Source organism: Methylobacterium sp. GC_Met_3, from assembly GCF_026540775.1.
Taxonomy (GTDB): domain Bacteria; phylum Pseudomonadota; class Alphaproteobacteria; order Rhizobiales; family Beijerinckiaceae; genus Methylobacterium.
Genome location: NZ_JALNUL010000074.1, coordinates 1 through 13,223, shown reverse-complemented (window position 1 = coordinate 13,223; position 13,223 = coordinate 1). Strand labels below are relative to the sequence as shown.

The window sequence follows — 13,223 nt, the reverse complement described above, 5'->3', positions numbered from 1 at the left end:
CCTAACCCCGAGACTCAGATCTTCTTGGCGAGTTGCGCGGCGGTGTCGGCAGCGGGCCGGGAGAGGTCCAGGGCGCCGAGGAAGCGGTTCTGCGCGTCCATCACGTACACGATGGCGGTGTGCTCCATCGTGTAGTCGCCATCCTTACCGGGGACCTTGCGGGCATAGGCGCGATACGCCTTCTCGGTGGCGGTGACCTGCTCGGGGCTGCCGGTCAGCCCGGTGATGCGCGGGTCGAAGCTCGACAGGTAAGTCTTCAGGCTGGCCGGGTCGTCGCGCTCGGGATCAACTGTGACGAAGGCCACGCGCATGTTGGCGGCCTTCGGTCCCAGGGCGACGAGCACGTCCGAGACCTGCTGCAGGGTTGTCGGGCAGACGTCCGGGCAATGGGTGAAGCCGAAGAACACGAGATGCGGCGCCCCCGCGAAATCGCGCTCGGTGACGGTGCGGCCGTCCTGATCGACCAGGGTGAACGGTCCGCCGACGCCGGGCACGCCCACCGGGGCCTTCTCGGGCATGAACGCGAACACCGCCGCGCCCGTGATGCCGACGAGGCCGAGGCAGAAGGCGAGGAGCGGGATGAGGGCGCGGCGCATCGTGTCGGACTCCGACCTCGGGACGGAGGTGGGCACAGCACGGAACGCCGCGTGGAGGCAAGCGGGCCGGGTGTCGCCGGCCCGCTTGCCGTGTCCGTCAGGGCTGGCGTCAGGGCTTCTGCGCCGGGTCGCCCGCCGGGTTGGCCGGGGTCGCGCCCTTCGGCGGCTCCTTGCCGAGATAGATGTATTCGGGCGCGGCGCGGAGCTGATCCTTGGTGGTGTCGATCCGAGCCTGGAGGGTCTTGTCGTCGGCCCGGTTGAGCGTGACCACCGAGGGGTCGACCGCGACGTATTTCGAGCCGATCCCCAGGAAGCCGCCGACCCCGATCACCCAGGATTTCACGGCGTTCTTCTCGTCGAGGACGATGTCGGCGATCTGCCCGATCGTCTCGTTGGCGCCGTTCACCACGCTGGTGCCGATGAGCTTGCTGGCGACCCGGTCGTCCGGGGTCTGGACCACGAAGGTCGGCCGCAGGTTGTCGGCCATGGTGGCGGGCTGCCCCGGCACCGGGGTGGCGGGGCTGGCACCGCCCGCATTCGGGCTGGCATTCTGGGCCGAGGCGGTGGCGAGGCCGGCCAGCAGGAGGGCCGAGGCGAGGAGCGGTTTGCGCATCGGATCAGGTCTTTCGGTCGGGGGCCGCGGACGAAGGTGGCGCCGCCTTAAGGCTCTGGCGGAGCTTAAGTTCCGCACGATCTGCCGGGCGCGGTCGAAAGCGCGGCGGTTTGCCGACTGCGCATCGGCGCGACGGCCCTTTGACGGGGCGGCACCCGCCCGCCACAAGGCCCAGGCCATGCTGCGCCTCGCCCTCTACCAGCCCGACATCCCCCAGAACACCGGCACGATGCTGCGCATGGCAGCCTGCCTGGGGCTCGCGGTGGAGATCATCGAGCCCGCGGGCTTCGACGTCTCGGACCGCCACCTGCGCCGCTCGGGGCTCGACTACCTCGACCACGTGGCGATCACGCGGCACCGCTCCTTTGCCGCCTTCGAGGCATGGCGGGCCGGTGCGGGGTGCAGGCTCGTGCTCGCCACCACGGCGGGCGCCCTGCCCTACACGGCGTTCGCCTTCCGCCCGGACGATTGCCTGATGGTCGGGCGCGAATCCGCCGGCGCCCCGGAGGCGGTCCACGCGGCGGCCGAGGCCCGGATCGTGGTGCCGATCCGGCCGGGCCTGCGCTCCCTCAACGTGGCGGTGGCTGCCGCGATGATCGCCGGCGAGGCGCTGCGGCAGGTGGCGGGGCTCGAGATCTAGAGCCGCGCCCGATCGCGTTGCCGGCGGGTCCGGCGCCAAGCCCCTGTCGTGACGCGCGATCGCAGGCCACCGGAGAGCGATGGCTTAGCCCGTGGCATATTCCAGCTGCGGTTCCAGAACCCGATCGCCGTCGGCGTGCACCGTCACGGGGATCGCCTTGGCGGCCGGGGTCTTGCTGCCGATCGCGTAATGCCAGATCGGCATCAGCACGTTGCATTCCGGGTAATAGCCGCCGATGCAGCCGATCGGGATGTCGTAGGCTACGACCAGCAGCCCCGAGAGCGCCCGGTCGATCCCGTCATGCGCCACCGTCCGCAGCGTCACCGGCTGCCCGACCTTGAGCCCGAGCCGGTCGATGTCGGACCGGTTCATGAGCACCACCTTCCGGGTGTTCTTGATGCCCCGGAAGCGGTCGTGATAGCCGTAGACCGTGGTGTTGAACTGGTCGTTGCTGCGCAGCGTCATCAGCCGCAGGATATCGTGGCCGACATCGGGCATGTCGGCATCTTCGTCGAGCGCGGTCGGTGTGACGAAGATGGCCCGGCCCGACTCCGTGTGCCATTCCCGCCGCTTAGCCGGCAGGTCGCGCTGGAAGCCGCCCGGCTCCCACATGCGCCGCTCGTAATCCCAGAACGACTTCGGCAGCGTCTCGCCGATCTCCCTGCGGATTTCCGCATAATCGTCGCTGTAGACGTCCCAGCGCACCCGCGGATTGGGGTCGAGCACCCGCTGCCCCAGCTCGCAGATCAGCCGGATCTCGCCGATCAGGTGCGGTGAGGCCGGGCGCCGGACGCCGCGGTTGCCGTGGACGCAGGCCGAAGTGTCCTCCATCGAGAGCATCTGCTGGCCCTTGGCGGTTTCGATGATCTCCAGGCGGCTGATGACCGGCAGGATGTAGCTAATCGTGCCGGGCAGCAGCGCGGTGCGGTTGAGCTTGGTGATCACGTTCACGGTCAGCCGCTGGCGGCGCCAGGCCGGCTCCATCTGGCCATGATCGGGGATCGCCCGGGCGAAGTTGCCGCCCAGCATGATGAAGGCCTGGACCTCGTCCCGCAGGATCGCTTCGCAGGCCTCCACGGTGTTGTAGCCTGCCTCGCGCGGCGGCTCGAACTGGAACTGCTGTCCCAGCCGGTCCAGGTCGAACAGCTCGGGCTTCTCGGTGATCCCCATCGTGCGCTGCCCCTGCACGTTGGAGTGGCCGCGGATCGGGCAGATCCCGGCCCCGTCGCGTCCGATATTGCCGCGCATCAGCAAGAGGTTGACCAGCATCTGCACGGTCTCGACGCCGGCCTGATGCTGCGTCAGCCCCATGCCGTAGACGCCGATGACCGCCCGGGAATGGCAGTAGACGTGGGCGGTCGATTCCATGTCGGCCCGGTGCAGGCCCGAGCGGCGCTCGAGTTCGTCCCAGTCCTGGACGCGCAGCCAGTCGGCGAAGGTCTCGAATCCGTTCGTGTTGTCGCGGATGAAGTCCTCGTCGAGGATGGAATCGCCCTTGGCCCTGGCGGCGTCATGCGTGGCGAGCACCGCCTTGCAGATGCCCGCGAGGGCCGCGAGATCGCCGCCCGCCTTCACTTGGTGATATTGCGAGCTGATCCGGGTCGCCTTGCCGGTGAGCATCTCGGTGGGCGATTGCGGGTTGAGGAAGCGCTCCAGCCCGCGTTCGCGCAGGGGGTTGTAGGTGATGATCGGGACGCCGCGCCGGCTCGCCTCCTGCAGCGGATGCAGCATCCGCGGCGCGTTGCTGCCGGGATTCTGCCCGAAGAACATGATGCAGTCGGACTTGGCGAAGTCGTCGAGCGTCACGCTCCCGACCGCCTGGCCGATGCTGACCGGCAGGGCCACCGAGGTCGTCTCGTGGCACATGTTGGACGAGTCCGGCAGGTTGTTGTTGCCGTAGAGCCGCGCGAAGAGCTGGTAGAGGTAGCTCGCCTCGTTCGAGAGGCGCCCGGAGCTGTAGAAGACCGCGCCCTTCTTCCGGTCCTCGACCGCCCGCAACTCACCGGCGATCTCATCGACCGCGTGGCCCCAGGAGACCGGCACGTATTTGTCGGTCGCCGCATCGTAGCGGAGCGGGTGGGTCAGGCGGCCGGTCTGCTCCAGCTGGTAGTCGTCCCAGCCGAGCAGCTCCGTGACCGTGTGGGTGGCGAAGAAGTCCGGCGTGCAGCGATGGGCGGTGAGTTCCCAGGCCACGGCCTTCGCGCCGTTCTCGCAGAACTCGAAGGGGAGCGGGCTGGCCGGCTTCACCCAGGCGCAGCTGTTGCACTGGTAGCCGTCGACCTTGTTGTGCCGGCTCAGCACGATCGGACCGCTCGCCAGCACGCCTTCGCGCTTGAGGATGGTCCCGACCGAGAGGGCGGAGCCCCATCCCCCGGATGGCAGGCGGTACGGCTTGAATTCGGGCTTGTCCAAGGGGGATGTCTCCGGGCCGATGCATCCAGGGATACACGAGCTACGTCACAGCGTTCTCCGTCGAAACCGTGGGCACCGAGCTTTGTTCGCGAGAATTATTGAAACTTAACGGAGGTTAGCTTGATCATCAGCCGGGACTACTTGCTGAAGAAGCCGTCGGGTCCGTCGGCGCCGAAGCTGTTCCTCGATACCCAGGTGGTGCCGCTGGCCGCCAATCTCGCGGGGGCCGTGGAGGTGGCCCTCGACCGCGCCGCGGCGCGCACGGGCGTCCGCCCAGCCGTGATCCTGGCCGGCGCGACGGGCCTGATCGGCCTCGGCCTGTTCCGTCTGCTCACGCACCGGACTTCGGCATTCCGACAGAGCGAGCGCGGCTGAGCGCTCGTCCGAGACGACAAGGCCCAACCCGCGGTGGCTGGGGTGCCCCGACCGCTCGCCTCTCGTGAGGGAGCCGATCGTGTCCGATCGCGGCGCGCCCAGAGGACCGCACACCCCAGGCAAAGGCCAGTGGATGCCCAGCACCTCCCTGCGTGCTCCGATCCGCGTCCGTCGGGGGCGCGGATCGACCACCCCTACTGAGCGGCGGCGCCCTGCACGCGGCTGATCGACGAGGTCGCGGGATTGTGGACGCCGATCGCTGCGGCGGATGACGGCTCCCCGTCCGCGGCCAAGCTCGCCGCGGTCACCCGGATGGCGGCGGCCTGCGGCAGGGACTCGGCTTCGGACTCAGCCTGAGCCGCCTCCTCTTCCAGCCGCCGGCGCTCCTCGGCGTAGCCCCCCGCGATGACGAGATCGACCAGCCGCCGGGTCAGCCGGAAGGCCAGCCAGAACAGGGCGAGGCAGAGCAGCGTCGCGGCGGCGGCCTTGAGCGGGTCCACGGCGTTCTCCGGTGGTGTCTCCCGATGCGTGAGGCCTCATAGGGCCGCGGGCGGCTGCGAGGCAATTGGACTTGGCGCCAAGATTGGCTCCAAGACCGGATCACGCACGGTCGGTGCCTTGCGTACACCATCGTCCCGGACGTCTTGCATGAAGCGATGAGGCCGGCTCCCGGACCGCACGCCGCAGCCGCAACGAGGCGCGGCGCGGCGAGCAGACCGGTCGCGGTATGCTAACGACGCTCGGCGCATTCGAGGCAAAAATATTGTACTTCGCAATATATTGGCTGAAATTAACTAGCTGAAGATTGAATTATATTCAACAACAGCGCAATCGATAATACACACCGACCCAATAGAACAATGTTAATTAATTATTATTGATAATTCTAAAAGTATACAGTATGACGCTCTCCAGCCGACACGCCGGGTGGCGGTGTACAGCCTTCACGCTCTGACTTCGCATGCAGACGCTCTTCTCGACGGGTGGAGTGCATCCCAAGAATGCCTTCCGCCGATGGCGGGAGATGGTCTGCGAGCGGCTGGTGCCGGCCGACCTGCGGACCCTCGACGACGTCCCGTTCCAGGGCCGGATGGATGTGACGGGCATCGGACCGCTGCTGATCTCGCACTTCTCGCACACGGCGAAGCGAACCGAGGCGACGGCCGAGACGGTCCGGCGCAACGGCCGACACGACCGGGTTTACGCGGTCCTGCGGCTTTCCGGCCAAGATACCATTCAGCAAGGCGACCAAGAGGCGGTGAGCCGCGCGGGTGATTTCGTCGCCGTCGACGCTCGCCCCGCCGTCTTCCAGACGGAGACGGGCAGCGCCCTGGTTCTCGACCTGCCGCGCGATCGTCTGGAAACCGCACTGGGGCCGTCCCGGCTGTTCAGCGCCCTCAGGGTCGGGGGGACCTCGCCTCCACGATCCTGGCGCGGACGTACATCCAGGAACTGATAGCCGTGGCCGACCGGCTCGGACCCGACGCGGCCACACGCATGACGTCGATCGGGATCGATCTGATCGTGGCGAGCCTCGCCGAGCGGCTCGCGCAGGAGGTTCCGCGCTCCACCCACGGCACCGTCACGCTCCAGCGCGCCAAGGCGTATATCGAGGCCAACCTGAGTGATCAGACCCTCGACCCGCCCCAGCTCGCCGCCGCGATGGGCGTCTCCCTGCGCCGCCTTCAGGAACTGTTCCACGAGCGCGGCCGGCACATCTCCGACTATATCTGGGAGCGCCGCCTGGAGGTGGCGGCCAAGCGCCTGATCGACCCGGCCTGTGCCCACCTCTCGATCGGCCTGCTGGCCTACGGCAGCGGCTTCGCCAGCCAGGCCCATTTCGCCCGCCGCTTCAAGGAGCGCCACGGCCTGACGCCGACGGAGTTCCGGCAGGCGTCCCGGCAGACCCGGCCCGATGCGCGACCCCGGGGGCGACCCGCGCGCATCCAGGGGCTCAACTGAGGGCTGCAGCGGCGGCGCGTCCCTGGGTCGCTTCGCGCGGCAGCCGAAGACCGTGTTGAAGGGATCGCCCGGCGCCAGCCCCCGGATCGTGGTATCGCGCCCCGGTCGGACCACGCGATCCGGAGACCGGACCCCGCCGGGTCCAGAGACCAAATGCCCTCGATCAGGCGGATGCCCTTGCGCGAAACCTTCCACATCGAAGTCCTCGGACCGGAGCCGGGCGAAATCCAGACGCGGATCTCGGTGCGGGTCGGCAGCCTGGAGACCGCGCAGGAGCGGGCGCTGCGCCTGTTCGCCCGGGCCCGGGTGCCGCAGCGTTCGGGCGAGCCGGCCGAGGCCGTCCGCGTGATCGACGGCGCCGGGCGCGAGGTCTTCTACCGCACGCGGTTCGACTCGGGAGATTGAACCGGATGCGTGTGCTGATCCTGCCGGGGCTGCTTCTGCTGGTCTGCGGGCTGTTCCTGCGCAGCTACACCCTGCCGCCGGCCCCGGACCGGCGGGGCGGCACCACGCTGATGCTGAGCTGGCCGAACCGCCCGATCTTCGGCAGCCCCCGCGCCGATTGCATCGCGGGACCGTCCGACCAGCCGGTCCTGCCCTGCCTGATCGCCTCGGTCGCCCGCGCCCGTGACGACGGGATCGTGCTGGTCCAGCTCCCCTTCAGCCCGACCTGCTACGACTTGTCCGGGCGCGTCGCCGTCATGGGTCGCGATCCGGCGCAGACCCAGGCACGGCTGGCGCAGATCGCCCGCTTCGGCTGGTAAGCCGCCGGCCGGTGAGGCGCGCCTGGGCGACGCGCTCCCGGAGACGCTCCAGCGCCCGGGCCACCGGGAACAGGGGATCGGGCCCCGCCGCGACCAGAAGGTGGGCGATCGTCCGCCGCTCGGTCCAGAACAGCGAGCCGAGGGCGAAATCCGGCGGCGCGCAGGAATCGATCCGGTCGAGCGCCCACCCGCCGGACGCCACCGTCTCGGTCAGGCGGTGGACCAGCTGGATTCCGGGGGCGGCCTCCGGCTCCGCCTCGTCGTGGGCGATCTTCAGCACCCAGGCCTCAGAGCCGGTGACCGGCAGGATCAGGGAGGCGAGCGTCCGATCCGCCCGGCGCAGGCGCGCAATCCGCACCCGCCCCTCGGCCCCCAGATCGGCCAGGGCAGCGCGCAGGAAGGCGACCTCCGCCGGCCGTTGGCCGAGGCTGGTGCCGGCCCGGCCCTTCCAGCCGGCCGCTTCGAGGGCGACGTGCTCGGTGAGCGCCCGGTCGAGGGCGGCGGGCGCGTCGAGCATCTCGAGCGCCACGGTGCCCTCCGCCTCCAGGCGCGCATGGGCCCGGCGCAGCTTGCGCCGCCGCTGGCCCGAGAGGTGGCCGAGATAGGAGGCCCGCACCTCCGGGGCGTGGGCGCCGAGGTCGAGCAGGCCACGCCTGTGCGGCCAGTATGCGGCACGGGCGGCGCCCCGCGCCGCCAGGAGATCCGCGAAGAGACCGTCCGCGGGGGCGTTCGGCAGGAGGAGTCGCGGCGGCAGGCCCAGCGCCCGGGGCGCCGCGAGGAGGCCGGCCAACGCCGCCTCCGGTTCGGCGCCGTCGAGGAGCGGAGCGCCGAAGGGGCAGTAGCCGTGGGTCCAGCCCATCAGCACCGGCAGCGGCAGGCCCCAGCGCCACCGCGCGACCCGGAACGGCCAGGCGGCGCGGAATCGCGCGCCCGGTGCCTCGGGGGGCCGGTCGGCCACGATCAGCAGGCGCACCCCGGCACCGAAGGCGTCGCGGGCGGCGAGCGCGTAGCCCGCCTCGTAGAATGGGTTCCGGATGGCGGAACCGTCCCCCAGCGCCCGCCAGGCCGGGATCCAGGGCGCCCCCGGATCGGGGGGCCGGATCGCCGCGACGAGGCCCTGTGGGAGCGTGGCGGTGTCCGGCATGGGATCCGTCAGGCCGCGAGCCGGTGGCGGATCGCACCGGCGAAGCCGAGCACGTCGTAGCGCCACGCCGCCGCCCCCGCGCCGACGGTGAGCAGGACCATGCGCAGAACCTGCCCCGGCACCATGAAGCCCCCCGGCATCAGCCCGATCCCGGCATTGACGGCCGCGCAGGCCGCCGCAATCCCGGCGATGCCCGCCATGTCGGCGAGCGGCAGGGGCATCGTCGTGCCCTCCCGCCGGGCGCCGAACACCAGCACGAGGCAGGCCGCGCTCTGCCCGCCCGCGAAGGCGAGCGCCGCCCCAGGGGCACCGAAGGTCGGGATCAGCAGGAGCGAGAGCGCCGCCACGGCCGCCAGCGTGGCGAAGGCCGCCGCCGCCTCCAGCCCGCTGGTCCGGGTGAAGTAGATCACCTGCCCGAAATAATAGGCGCGGAACATCATCAGGATGCTGGCCAGGATCAGCACCGGGGCGAGGTGGCGCGCCTCGGCCCGGTAGTCGGGCCCGAGCAGCACCGTGACCACGAGGTCGTCGAAGCACAGGAAGAACACGGCGCCGAAGGCCGCCACGAGGGTCATGGCCCGGGCGGCATCGCTCAGGACCCCCGCGGCGGCGGCCATGCCGCCGGTGCGCGCCTCCCGCTTGGCGAGCGAGATCAGCGACAGGGCGATCGCCTCGCCGAACACGATGAAGCTCTGCCGCAGGAAATCCGCCAGCGCCCCGTAGGCGCCGAGCCCCGCCGGTCCCACGGTCTTGGCGATGATCAGCCGGTCGAGGCTCTGGGCCAGCGCCGCGGTCCCGAAGGACAGCACCAGCGGCCAGCCATAGGTGAACAGGCGCAGGGCCTCGGCCCGGCTGCCCCGCCCGGGCATCATCGGCGCGATCGTGGCGGCGGCCGGGAGCGAGGCGAGCGCGTTGGCGGTGGCCACCGCGAAGGCGAGGTCGAGCGGATCGGCCGAGAGGTGCAGGGCGAGGCTGCCGAGGCCGAGGATCAGCACGGCCCGGGTCATCACTGAGGCCGCGACCGCCCCGACTCGCAGGCGGGTGCGGGCGATCTCGGTCGCGCCTTCGAACAGGGTGGTGCCGCAGGCAAGCGCCAGGACCGCCGCCGCCATCCGCCCCGGGACCAGCCCGAACCCGGCCGCCAGCGCGCTGCCGAGGCCGGCGAGCAGCAGCGTGCCGGCCAGGATGCGCACCACGGTGCCGACCTGCGCGGGCTCGCGGGCCTCGTCGTAGAGGGCGAAGAACGCGAATTTGGGCCACTGGCAGGTCGCCCCATAGAGCACCAGCGCCCAGGACAGGACGTACAGGTAGGTGCCGTAGCTCGCCGCCGGCGCCAGCCGGGTGAACACCGCCACCGAGGCCATGTTCAAGGCGGCCGCGAAGCCGCGCGAGCCGACATAGATCAGGCTGTGCCGGGCGATCATGTGCGGTGCCGGGGCGCGACGCCCCCCTCTCCCCGCGTGCGGGGAGAGGCCCGCATGGACCTCGTCGTCCAGGCGGGAAGCGGAGGCGCAGCCGAGGCGGCGGTGAGGGGGCGGCTCCAGAAGAGTCTCATCCTCAACCGCCCCCTCACCCTCGGCTGCCGCCTCGCTTCCTGCCCCAACAAGGGGGCAGGAAGCCCTCTCCCCGCAAGCGGGGCGAGGGGGAGAGATGCGCCCAGCGTTGGCGCGTTGGGCAAAATGGGATTTCGCAAACTCGCCGCGAGAGACGGTAGCGCGCGTGGATCCCGCACAGTCACAGGCCAACTCAGCCCCGCGCTAACACAAACCGGTCCCACGGCGGGACATATGGCAATAGCCTGAGGCATGACGGCCTGAGCAGTGCAGCCGCCATGCCGGACCATCAGCCCGCCCGGCGGATCAGGGACGTGCCGGTCATCTCGGGGGGCTGTGCGAGGCCCATCAGGTCGAGGAGCGTCGGCGCCACGTCGGCAAGCCGGCCATCGGCCAGCGACACCCCATCGACGCCGACCAAAGCCACCGGGACCGGGTTGAGCGTGTGGGCGGTGTGGGGCTCGCCGGTCTCCGGATCGCGCATCGTCTCGCAATTTCCGTGGTCGGCGGTGACCAGCAAAGCCCCGCCCTGCGCGGTCACCGCCTCGACCACGCGACCGAGGCAGGCATCGACCGTCTCCACCGCCTTGACGGCGGCGGCGAGGCTGCCGGTATGGCCGACCATGTCGGGATTGGCGAAATTCAGGATGATCAGGTCGTAGCGCCCGGAGCCGATCGCCGCGACGGCGCGGTCGGTGAGTTCCGGCGCCGACATCTCCGGCTGCAGATCGTAGGTCGCAACCTTCGGCGAGGGCACCAGAATCGCGTCCTGGCCCTCGAACGGCGCCTCGCGGCCGCCATTCATGAAGTAGGTGACGTGCGGGTACTTCTCGGTCTCGGCCATGCGCAACTGCGTGCGCCCGGCCCGGGCCACGGTCTCGCCCAGCCCGTTCGGCAGGTCGAGGGTGCCGAACAGGGTGTCGGCGAAGGCGTCGAGCTCGACGCTGTACTGGACGATGCCCAGGGCAGCGGCGAAGCGGATTGTCCGGGAGCGGGGAAAGCCGGAAAAGTCCGGGTCGAGGAGCGCGTCGAGGATCTGCCGGGTCCGGTCCGCGCGGAAGTTGAAGCTCAGCAGGCCGTCGCCGTCCCGCATGCCGGCATAGTCGCCGATGATGGCGGGCTGCATGAACTCGTCCGAGACGTCCTGCGCGTAGGCGGCGGCCACCGCCTGCCCGGCCCGGGGGAAGCGGGTCCCGCGCCCCTCGATCAGGGCGTCGTAGGCGATCGTGAGCCGCTCCCAGCGCCGGTCGCGGTCCATGGCGAAATAGCGGCCGCACAGGGTGGCGATGCGTGCGCCCTGCGGCAGCGCCTTCTCGACGGCGGCGACGCAGGTGGCGGCGGAGCGGGGCGGCATGTCGCGCCCATCGGTGAAGCCGTGGAGCCGGACCGGGATGCCGGCCTCGACCAGCACGCGCGCCAGCGCCACCGCGTGGTCCTGGTGCGCGTGGACGCCGCCCGGCGACAGCAGCCCCATCAGGTGGCAGGTGCCGCCCGTGGCGCGCAGGGCCTCAATGAACCGGGTCAGGGCAGGATTGCGGGCCAGCGACCCGTCCGCGATGGCCGTGTCGATCCGCGGCAGATCCTGCAGGACCACCCGGCCCGCGCCAATATTGAGGTGGCCGACCTCGGAATTGCCCATCTGACCTCTGGGGAGCCCGACATCCGCACCGAAGGTCCGCAGCCGTGCCTGGGGGCGTTCCCGCATCAGCCCGTCGAAGACCGGCGTCCGGGCCTGGTGGACGGCGTTGTCGGCGATCTCGTCGCGGAGGCCCCAGCCGTCGAGGATCACGAGCATCACGGGGCGCGGGGTGCTGTCGGGCACGATCATGACTCTCCTGGGTTTCCGGCACGCGGCCGGATCCTGCGGGCCGGGCGAGGCCGTCCCCTTTGCGGGTGTCGATAATCGGCTTGGCCGCGCGAGACCACAGCCGAGGGGGCCGATCCGTCCACGACTCCTTGAAAGCGTCGGGATTCTGACAGGCTCGAATACGCAGACGCGCGTGCGACGCCCGACCCGCGGCCGGACCGGATACCGGCTTGGCGCGACCGAAGATCCTCCGGAGGGCAGCGGTGGTACGGCCGCCGGGGATCGCCGCGGGTTGCAATCACCCGGCAGAAACCCGTGACCGGCCCGCCATGGATCCGGGGTTTCCGGCTGGGGGAAACTTGACGGAATCAGAGCCCGATCCACCGGTCCAAGATGTCTCAGGGGAAACGGCCTGCGGAACAACTTGGCCGATTGCAACGCCTTCGCGTTCTGTTAGCCTGCCGGATGTAATCGACAGGGATTGTCCACCGTGGCCTCGACCGAGATCGTGAGTTCCGAGACGAGCGCGGATCTGGCACTCGATATGGTCGGCCGTGCTTACTTGGCCATGGCACTTCTCTACGAAACCGCCCACCCGGGCGAGTTCGTCGATGTCCAGCGGAAGATCCGTGCGTTCGTCGAGGACAATTTCCGGATCGCTCAGGAATCGAGCCGGAGCGGAACCCTGTCTGCCGGAACCGTCGAGAATGCGACTCATCTTGTGAACAGCGTGCTGGCCGAGGCGGAAAACAAGATCGCGACAATGATTCGGCCTTCCCGACACGGGCGCAATCAGATGATGACTTGATATCGCCAGCCGATATCTAAATGTGTTGCAGTCGAGCCATAAGCCGCCAATAAACGTTCCCACACCCCGAAGCGCCGCAATAACAATAGCTTAGAACGTCGACAGTCTTAACGGGGCATGTTAACTGTCGATTGGACAGCAATAAAATTTAAAGCGCAGCATGGATAGCGATGATTGGGAACAGGCCGCGAGCCGGGCGGATGTCGCGCTGGAGATCTTGGTTCGGGCCTACCACGCTCTTGCGGTCGTCTACGAGCTGTCCAACCCCGGCGCCTATGCGACGCTTCACAGCCAGATGATGCCGTATCTATGCGACGGGCGCGGCCTTCGGGCGCGGGACTGCGCCGGATCTCACACGGCCGAGCTCGTGACCTCCGCCCTGGAACAGGTCCGCTGCGCGCTGAACGATATCGGGTCCGACGTCGCGGCCGTCCGAAGCCGCCCGGGGGAAGTCCTCGGTTAGAATTCCGGGACCGCGGTACGCGATAGTTTCGCAACCACAGCCGCGCTCGACACCCTCGGATGGACAACCTCCGTAGCAAGGGCACC

15 protein-coding genes are annotated in these 13,223 nt (G+C 69.8%); 8 read left to right on the top strand and 7 right to left on the bottom strand.

Annotation, left to right across the window (positions count from 1 at the left end; translation table 11 throughout):
• Positions 1 to 14: 14 nt before the first annotated feature.
• Positions 15 to 596, bottom strand: coding sequence for an SCO family protein (locus tag OXS27_RS29895; RefSeq protein WP_243922117.1), 582 nt, complete (start codon positions 594 to 596; stop codon positions 15 to 17).
• Positions 597 to 705: 109 nt separating this feature from the next.
• Positions 706 to 1,209 (bottom strand): PRC-barrel domain-containing protein, encoded by a 504-nt coding sequence (locus OXS27_RS29890; protein ID WP_243922115.1) that lies wholly within the window; start codon positions 1,207 to 1,209, stop codon positions 706 to 708.
• Between the two features lie 178 nt (positions 1,210 to 1,387).
• On the opposite strand from OXS27_RS29890, the gene OXS27_RS29885 reads away from it, so the two are divergent.
• Positions 1,388 to 1,849 (top strand): tRNA (cytidine(34)-2'-O)-methyltransferase, encoded by a 462-nt coding sequence (locus tag OXS27_RS29885; protein ID WP_267361156.1) that lies wholly within the window; start codon positions 1,388 to 1,390, stop codon positions 1,847 to 1,849.
• A gap of 84 nt (positions 1,850 to 1,933) precedes the next feature.
• Here OXS27_RS29885 and OXS27_RS29880 read toward each other — a convergent pair whose 3' ends face one another.
• The gene (locus tag OXS27_RS29880; RefSeq protein ID WP_267361154.1) at positions 1,934 to 4,261 is read right to left on the bottom strand and encodes an FdhF/YdeP family oxidoreductase; all 2,328 of its coding nucleotides are present in this window, start codon (positions 4,259 to 4,261) and stop codon (positions 1,934 to 1,936) included.
• Between the two features lie 120 nt (positions 4,262 to 4,381).
• Between OXS27_RS29880 and OXS27_RS29875 the strand changes: the two genes are divergently transcribed.
• On the top strand, positions 4,382 to 4,636 hold the full coding sequence (locus tag OXS27_RS29875) for a hypothetical protein (protein ID WP_243922109.1): 255 nt from the start codon (positions 4,382 to 4,384) through the stop codon (positions 4,634 to 4,636).
• A gap of 194 nt (positions 4,637 to 4,830) precedes the next feature.
• On the opposite strand, the gene OXS27_RS29870 is transcribed toward OXS27_RS29875, so the two are convergent.
• Positions 4,831 to 5,136 (bottom strand): hypothetical protein, encoded by a 306-nt coding sequence (locus OXS27_RS29870; protein WP_267361152.1) that lies wholly within the window; start codon positions 5,134 to 5,136, stop codon positions 4,831 to 4,833.
• A gap of 542 nt (positions 5,137 to 5,678) precedes the next feature.
• Here OXS27_RS29870 and OXS27_RS32750 point away from each other — a divergent pair.
• The 4 genes from OXS27_RS32750 (at position 5,679) to OXS27_RS29855 (ending at position 7,362) form a co-directional block, all read left to right on the top strand.
• Entirely contained in the window at positions 5,679 to 6,092 is a 414-nt protein-coding gene (locus OXS27_RS32750) for a hypothetical protein (protein WP_346733031.1), read from the top strand.
• Positions 6,093 to 6,097: 5 nt separating this feature from the next.
• The gene (locus OXS27_RS32745; RefSeq protein ID WP_313899349.1) at positions 6,098 to 6,598 is read left to right on the top strand and encodes a helix-turn-helix domain-containing protein; all 501 of its coding nucleotides are present in this window, start codon (positions 6,098 to 6,100) and stop codon (positions 6,596 to 6,598) included.
• 177 nt (positions 6,599 to 6,775) lie between these two features.
• Positions 6,776 to 7,003 carry a hypothetical protein gene (locus tag OXS27_RS29860; protein WP_243922216.1) on the top strand — a complete coding sequence of 76 codons (228 nt, stop codon included), beginning with the start codon at positions 6,776 to 6,778 and terminating at the stop codon, positions 7,001 to 7,003.
• A gap of 5 nt (positions 7,004 to 7,008) precedes the next feature.
• Complete coding sequence (locus OXS27_RS29855; protein ID WP_243922107.1) at positions 7,009 to 7,362, top strand: hypothetical protein; 354 nt, start codon at positions 7,009 to 7,011, stop codon at positions 7,360 to 7,362.
• Here OXS27_RS29855 and OXS27_RS29850 read toward each other — a convergent pair.
• The 3 genes from OXS27_RS29850 to gpmI all read right to left on the bottom strand — a co-directional run bounded on the left by OXS27_RS29850 (position 7,298) and on the right by gpmI (position 11,854).
• Entirely contained in the window at positions 7,298 to 8,506 is a 1,209-nt protein-coding gene (locus OXS27_RS29850) for a GNAT family N-acetyltransferase (protein WP_267361150.1), read from the bottom strand. The two genes, OXS27_RS29855 and OXS27_RS29850, sit on opposite strands and share 65 nt — an antisense overlap.
• 8 nt (positions 8,507 to 8,514) lie before the next feature.
• Positions 8,515 to 9,930: an oligosaccharide flippase family protein gene (locus tag OXS27_RS29845; RefSeq protein ID WP_243922103.1), complete on the bottom strand. Its 1,416-nt coding sequence runs from the start codon at positions 9,928 to 9,930 to the stop codon at positions 8,515 to 8,517.
• Between the two features lie 418 nt (positions 9,931 to 10,348).
• Positions 10,349 to 11,854 carry a 2,3-bisphosphoglycerate-independent phosphoglycerate mutase gene (gene gpmI / locus OXS27_RS29840; protein ID WP_267361158.1) on the bottom strand — a complete coding sequence of 502 codons (1,506 nt, stop codon included), beginning with the start codon at positions 11,852 to 11,854 and terminating at the stop codon, positions 10,349 to 10,351.
• Between the two features lie 502 nt (positions 11,855 to 12,356).
• On the opposite strand from gpmI, the gene OXS27_RS29835 reads away from it, so the two are divergent.
• Positions 12,357 to 12,674: a hypothetical protein gene (locus OXS27_RS29835; RefSeq protein WP_243922101.1), complete on the top strand. Its 318-nt coding sequence runs from the start codon at positions 12,357 to 12,359 to the stop codon at positions 12,672 to 12,674.
• A 160-nt stretch (positions 12,675 to 12,834) separates the two neighbouring features.
• Entirely contained in the window at positions 12,835 to 13,137 is a 303-nt protein-coding gene (locus tag OXS27_RS29830; protein ID WP_243922100.1) for a hypothetical protein, read from the top strand.
• The last annotated feature ends 86 nt before the right edge of the window (positions 13,138 to 13,223 follow it).

What these genes read in the sequence shown, in the direction of transcription:
- OXS27_RS29895 (WP_243922117.1), bottom strand. Translation starts at nt 596, where the DNA reads ATGCGCCGCGCCCTCATCCCGCTCCTCGCCTTCTGCCTCGGCCTCGTC.
- OXS27_RS29890 (WP_243922115.1), bottom strand. Translation starts at nt 1,209, where the DNA reads ATGCGCAAACCGCTCCTCGCCTCGGCCCTCCTGCTGGCCGGCCTCGCC.
- OXS27_RS29885 (WP_267361156.1), top strand. Translation starts at nt 1,388, where the DNA reads ATGCTGCGCCTCGCCCTCTACCAGCCCGACATCCCCCAGAACACCGGC.
- OXS27_RS29855 (WP_243922107.1), top strand. Translation starts at nt 7,009, where the DNA reads ATGCGTGTGCTGATCCTGCCGGGGCTGCTTCTGCTGGTCTGCGGGCTG.
- OXS27_RS29850 (WP_267361150.1), bottom strand. Translation starts at nt 8,506, where the DNA reads ATGCCGGACACCGCCACGCTCCCACAGGGCCTCGTCGCGGCGATCCGG.
- OXS27_RS29845 (WP_243922103.1), bottom strand. Translation starts at nt 9,930, where the DNA reads ATGATCGCCCGGCACAGCCTGATCTATGTCGGCTCGCGCGGCTTCGCG.
- gpmI (WP_267361158.1), bottom strand. Translation starts at nt 11,854, where the DNA reads ATGCTCGTGATCCTCGACGGCTGGGGCCTCCGCGACGAGATCGCCGAC.
- OXS27_RS29830 (WP_243922100.1), top strand. Translation starts at nt 12,835, where the DNA reads ATGGATAGCGATGATTGGGAACAGGCCGCGAGCCGGGCGGATGTCGCG.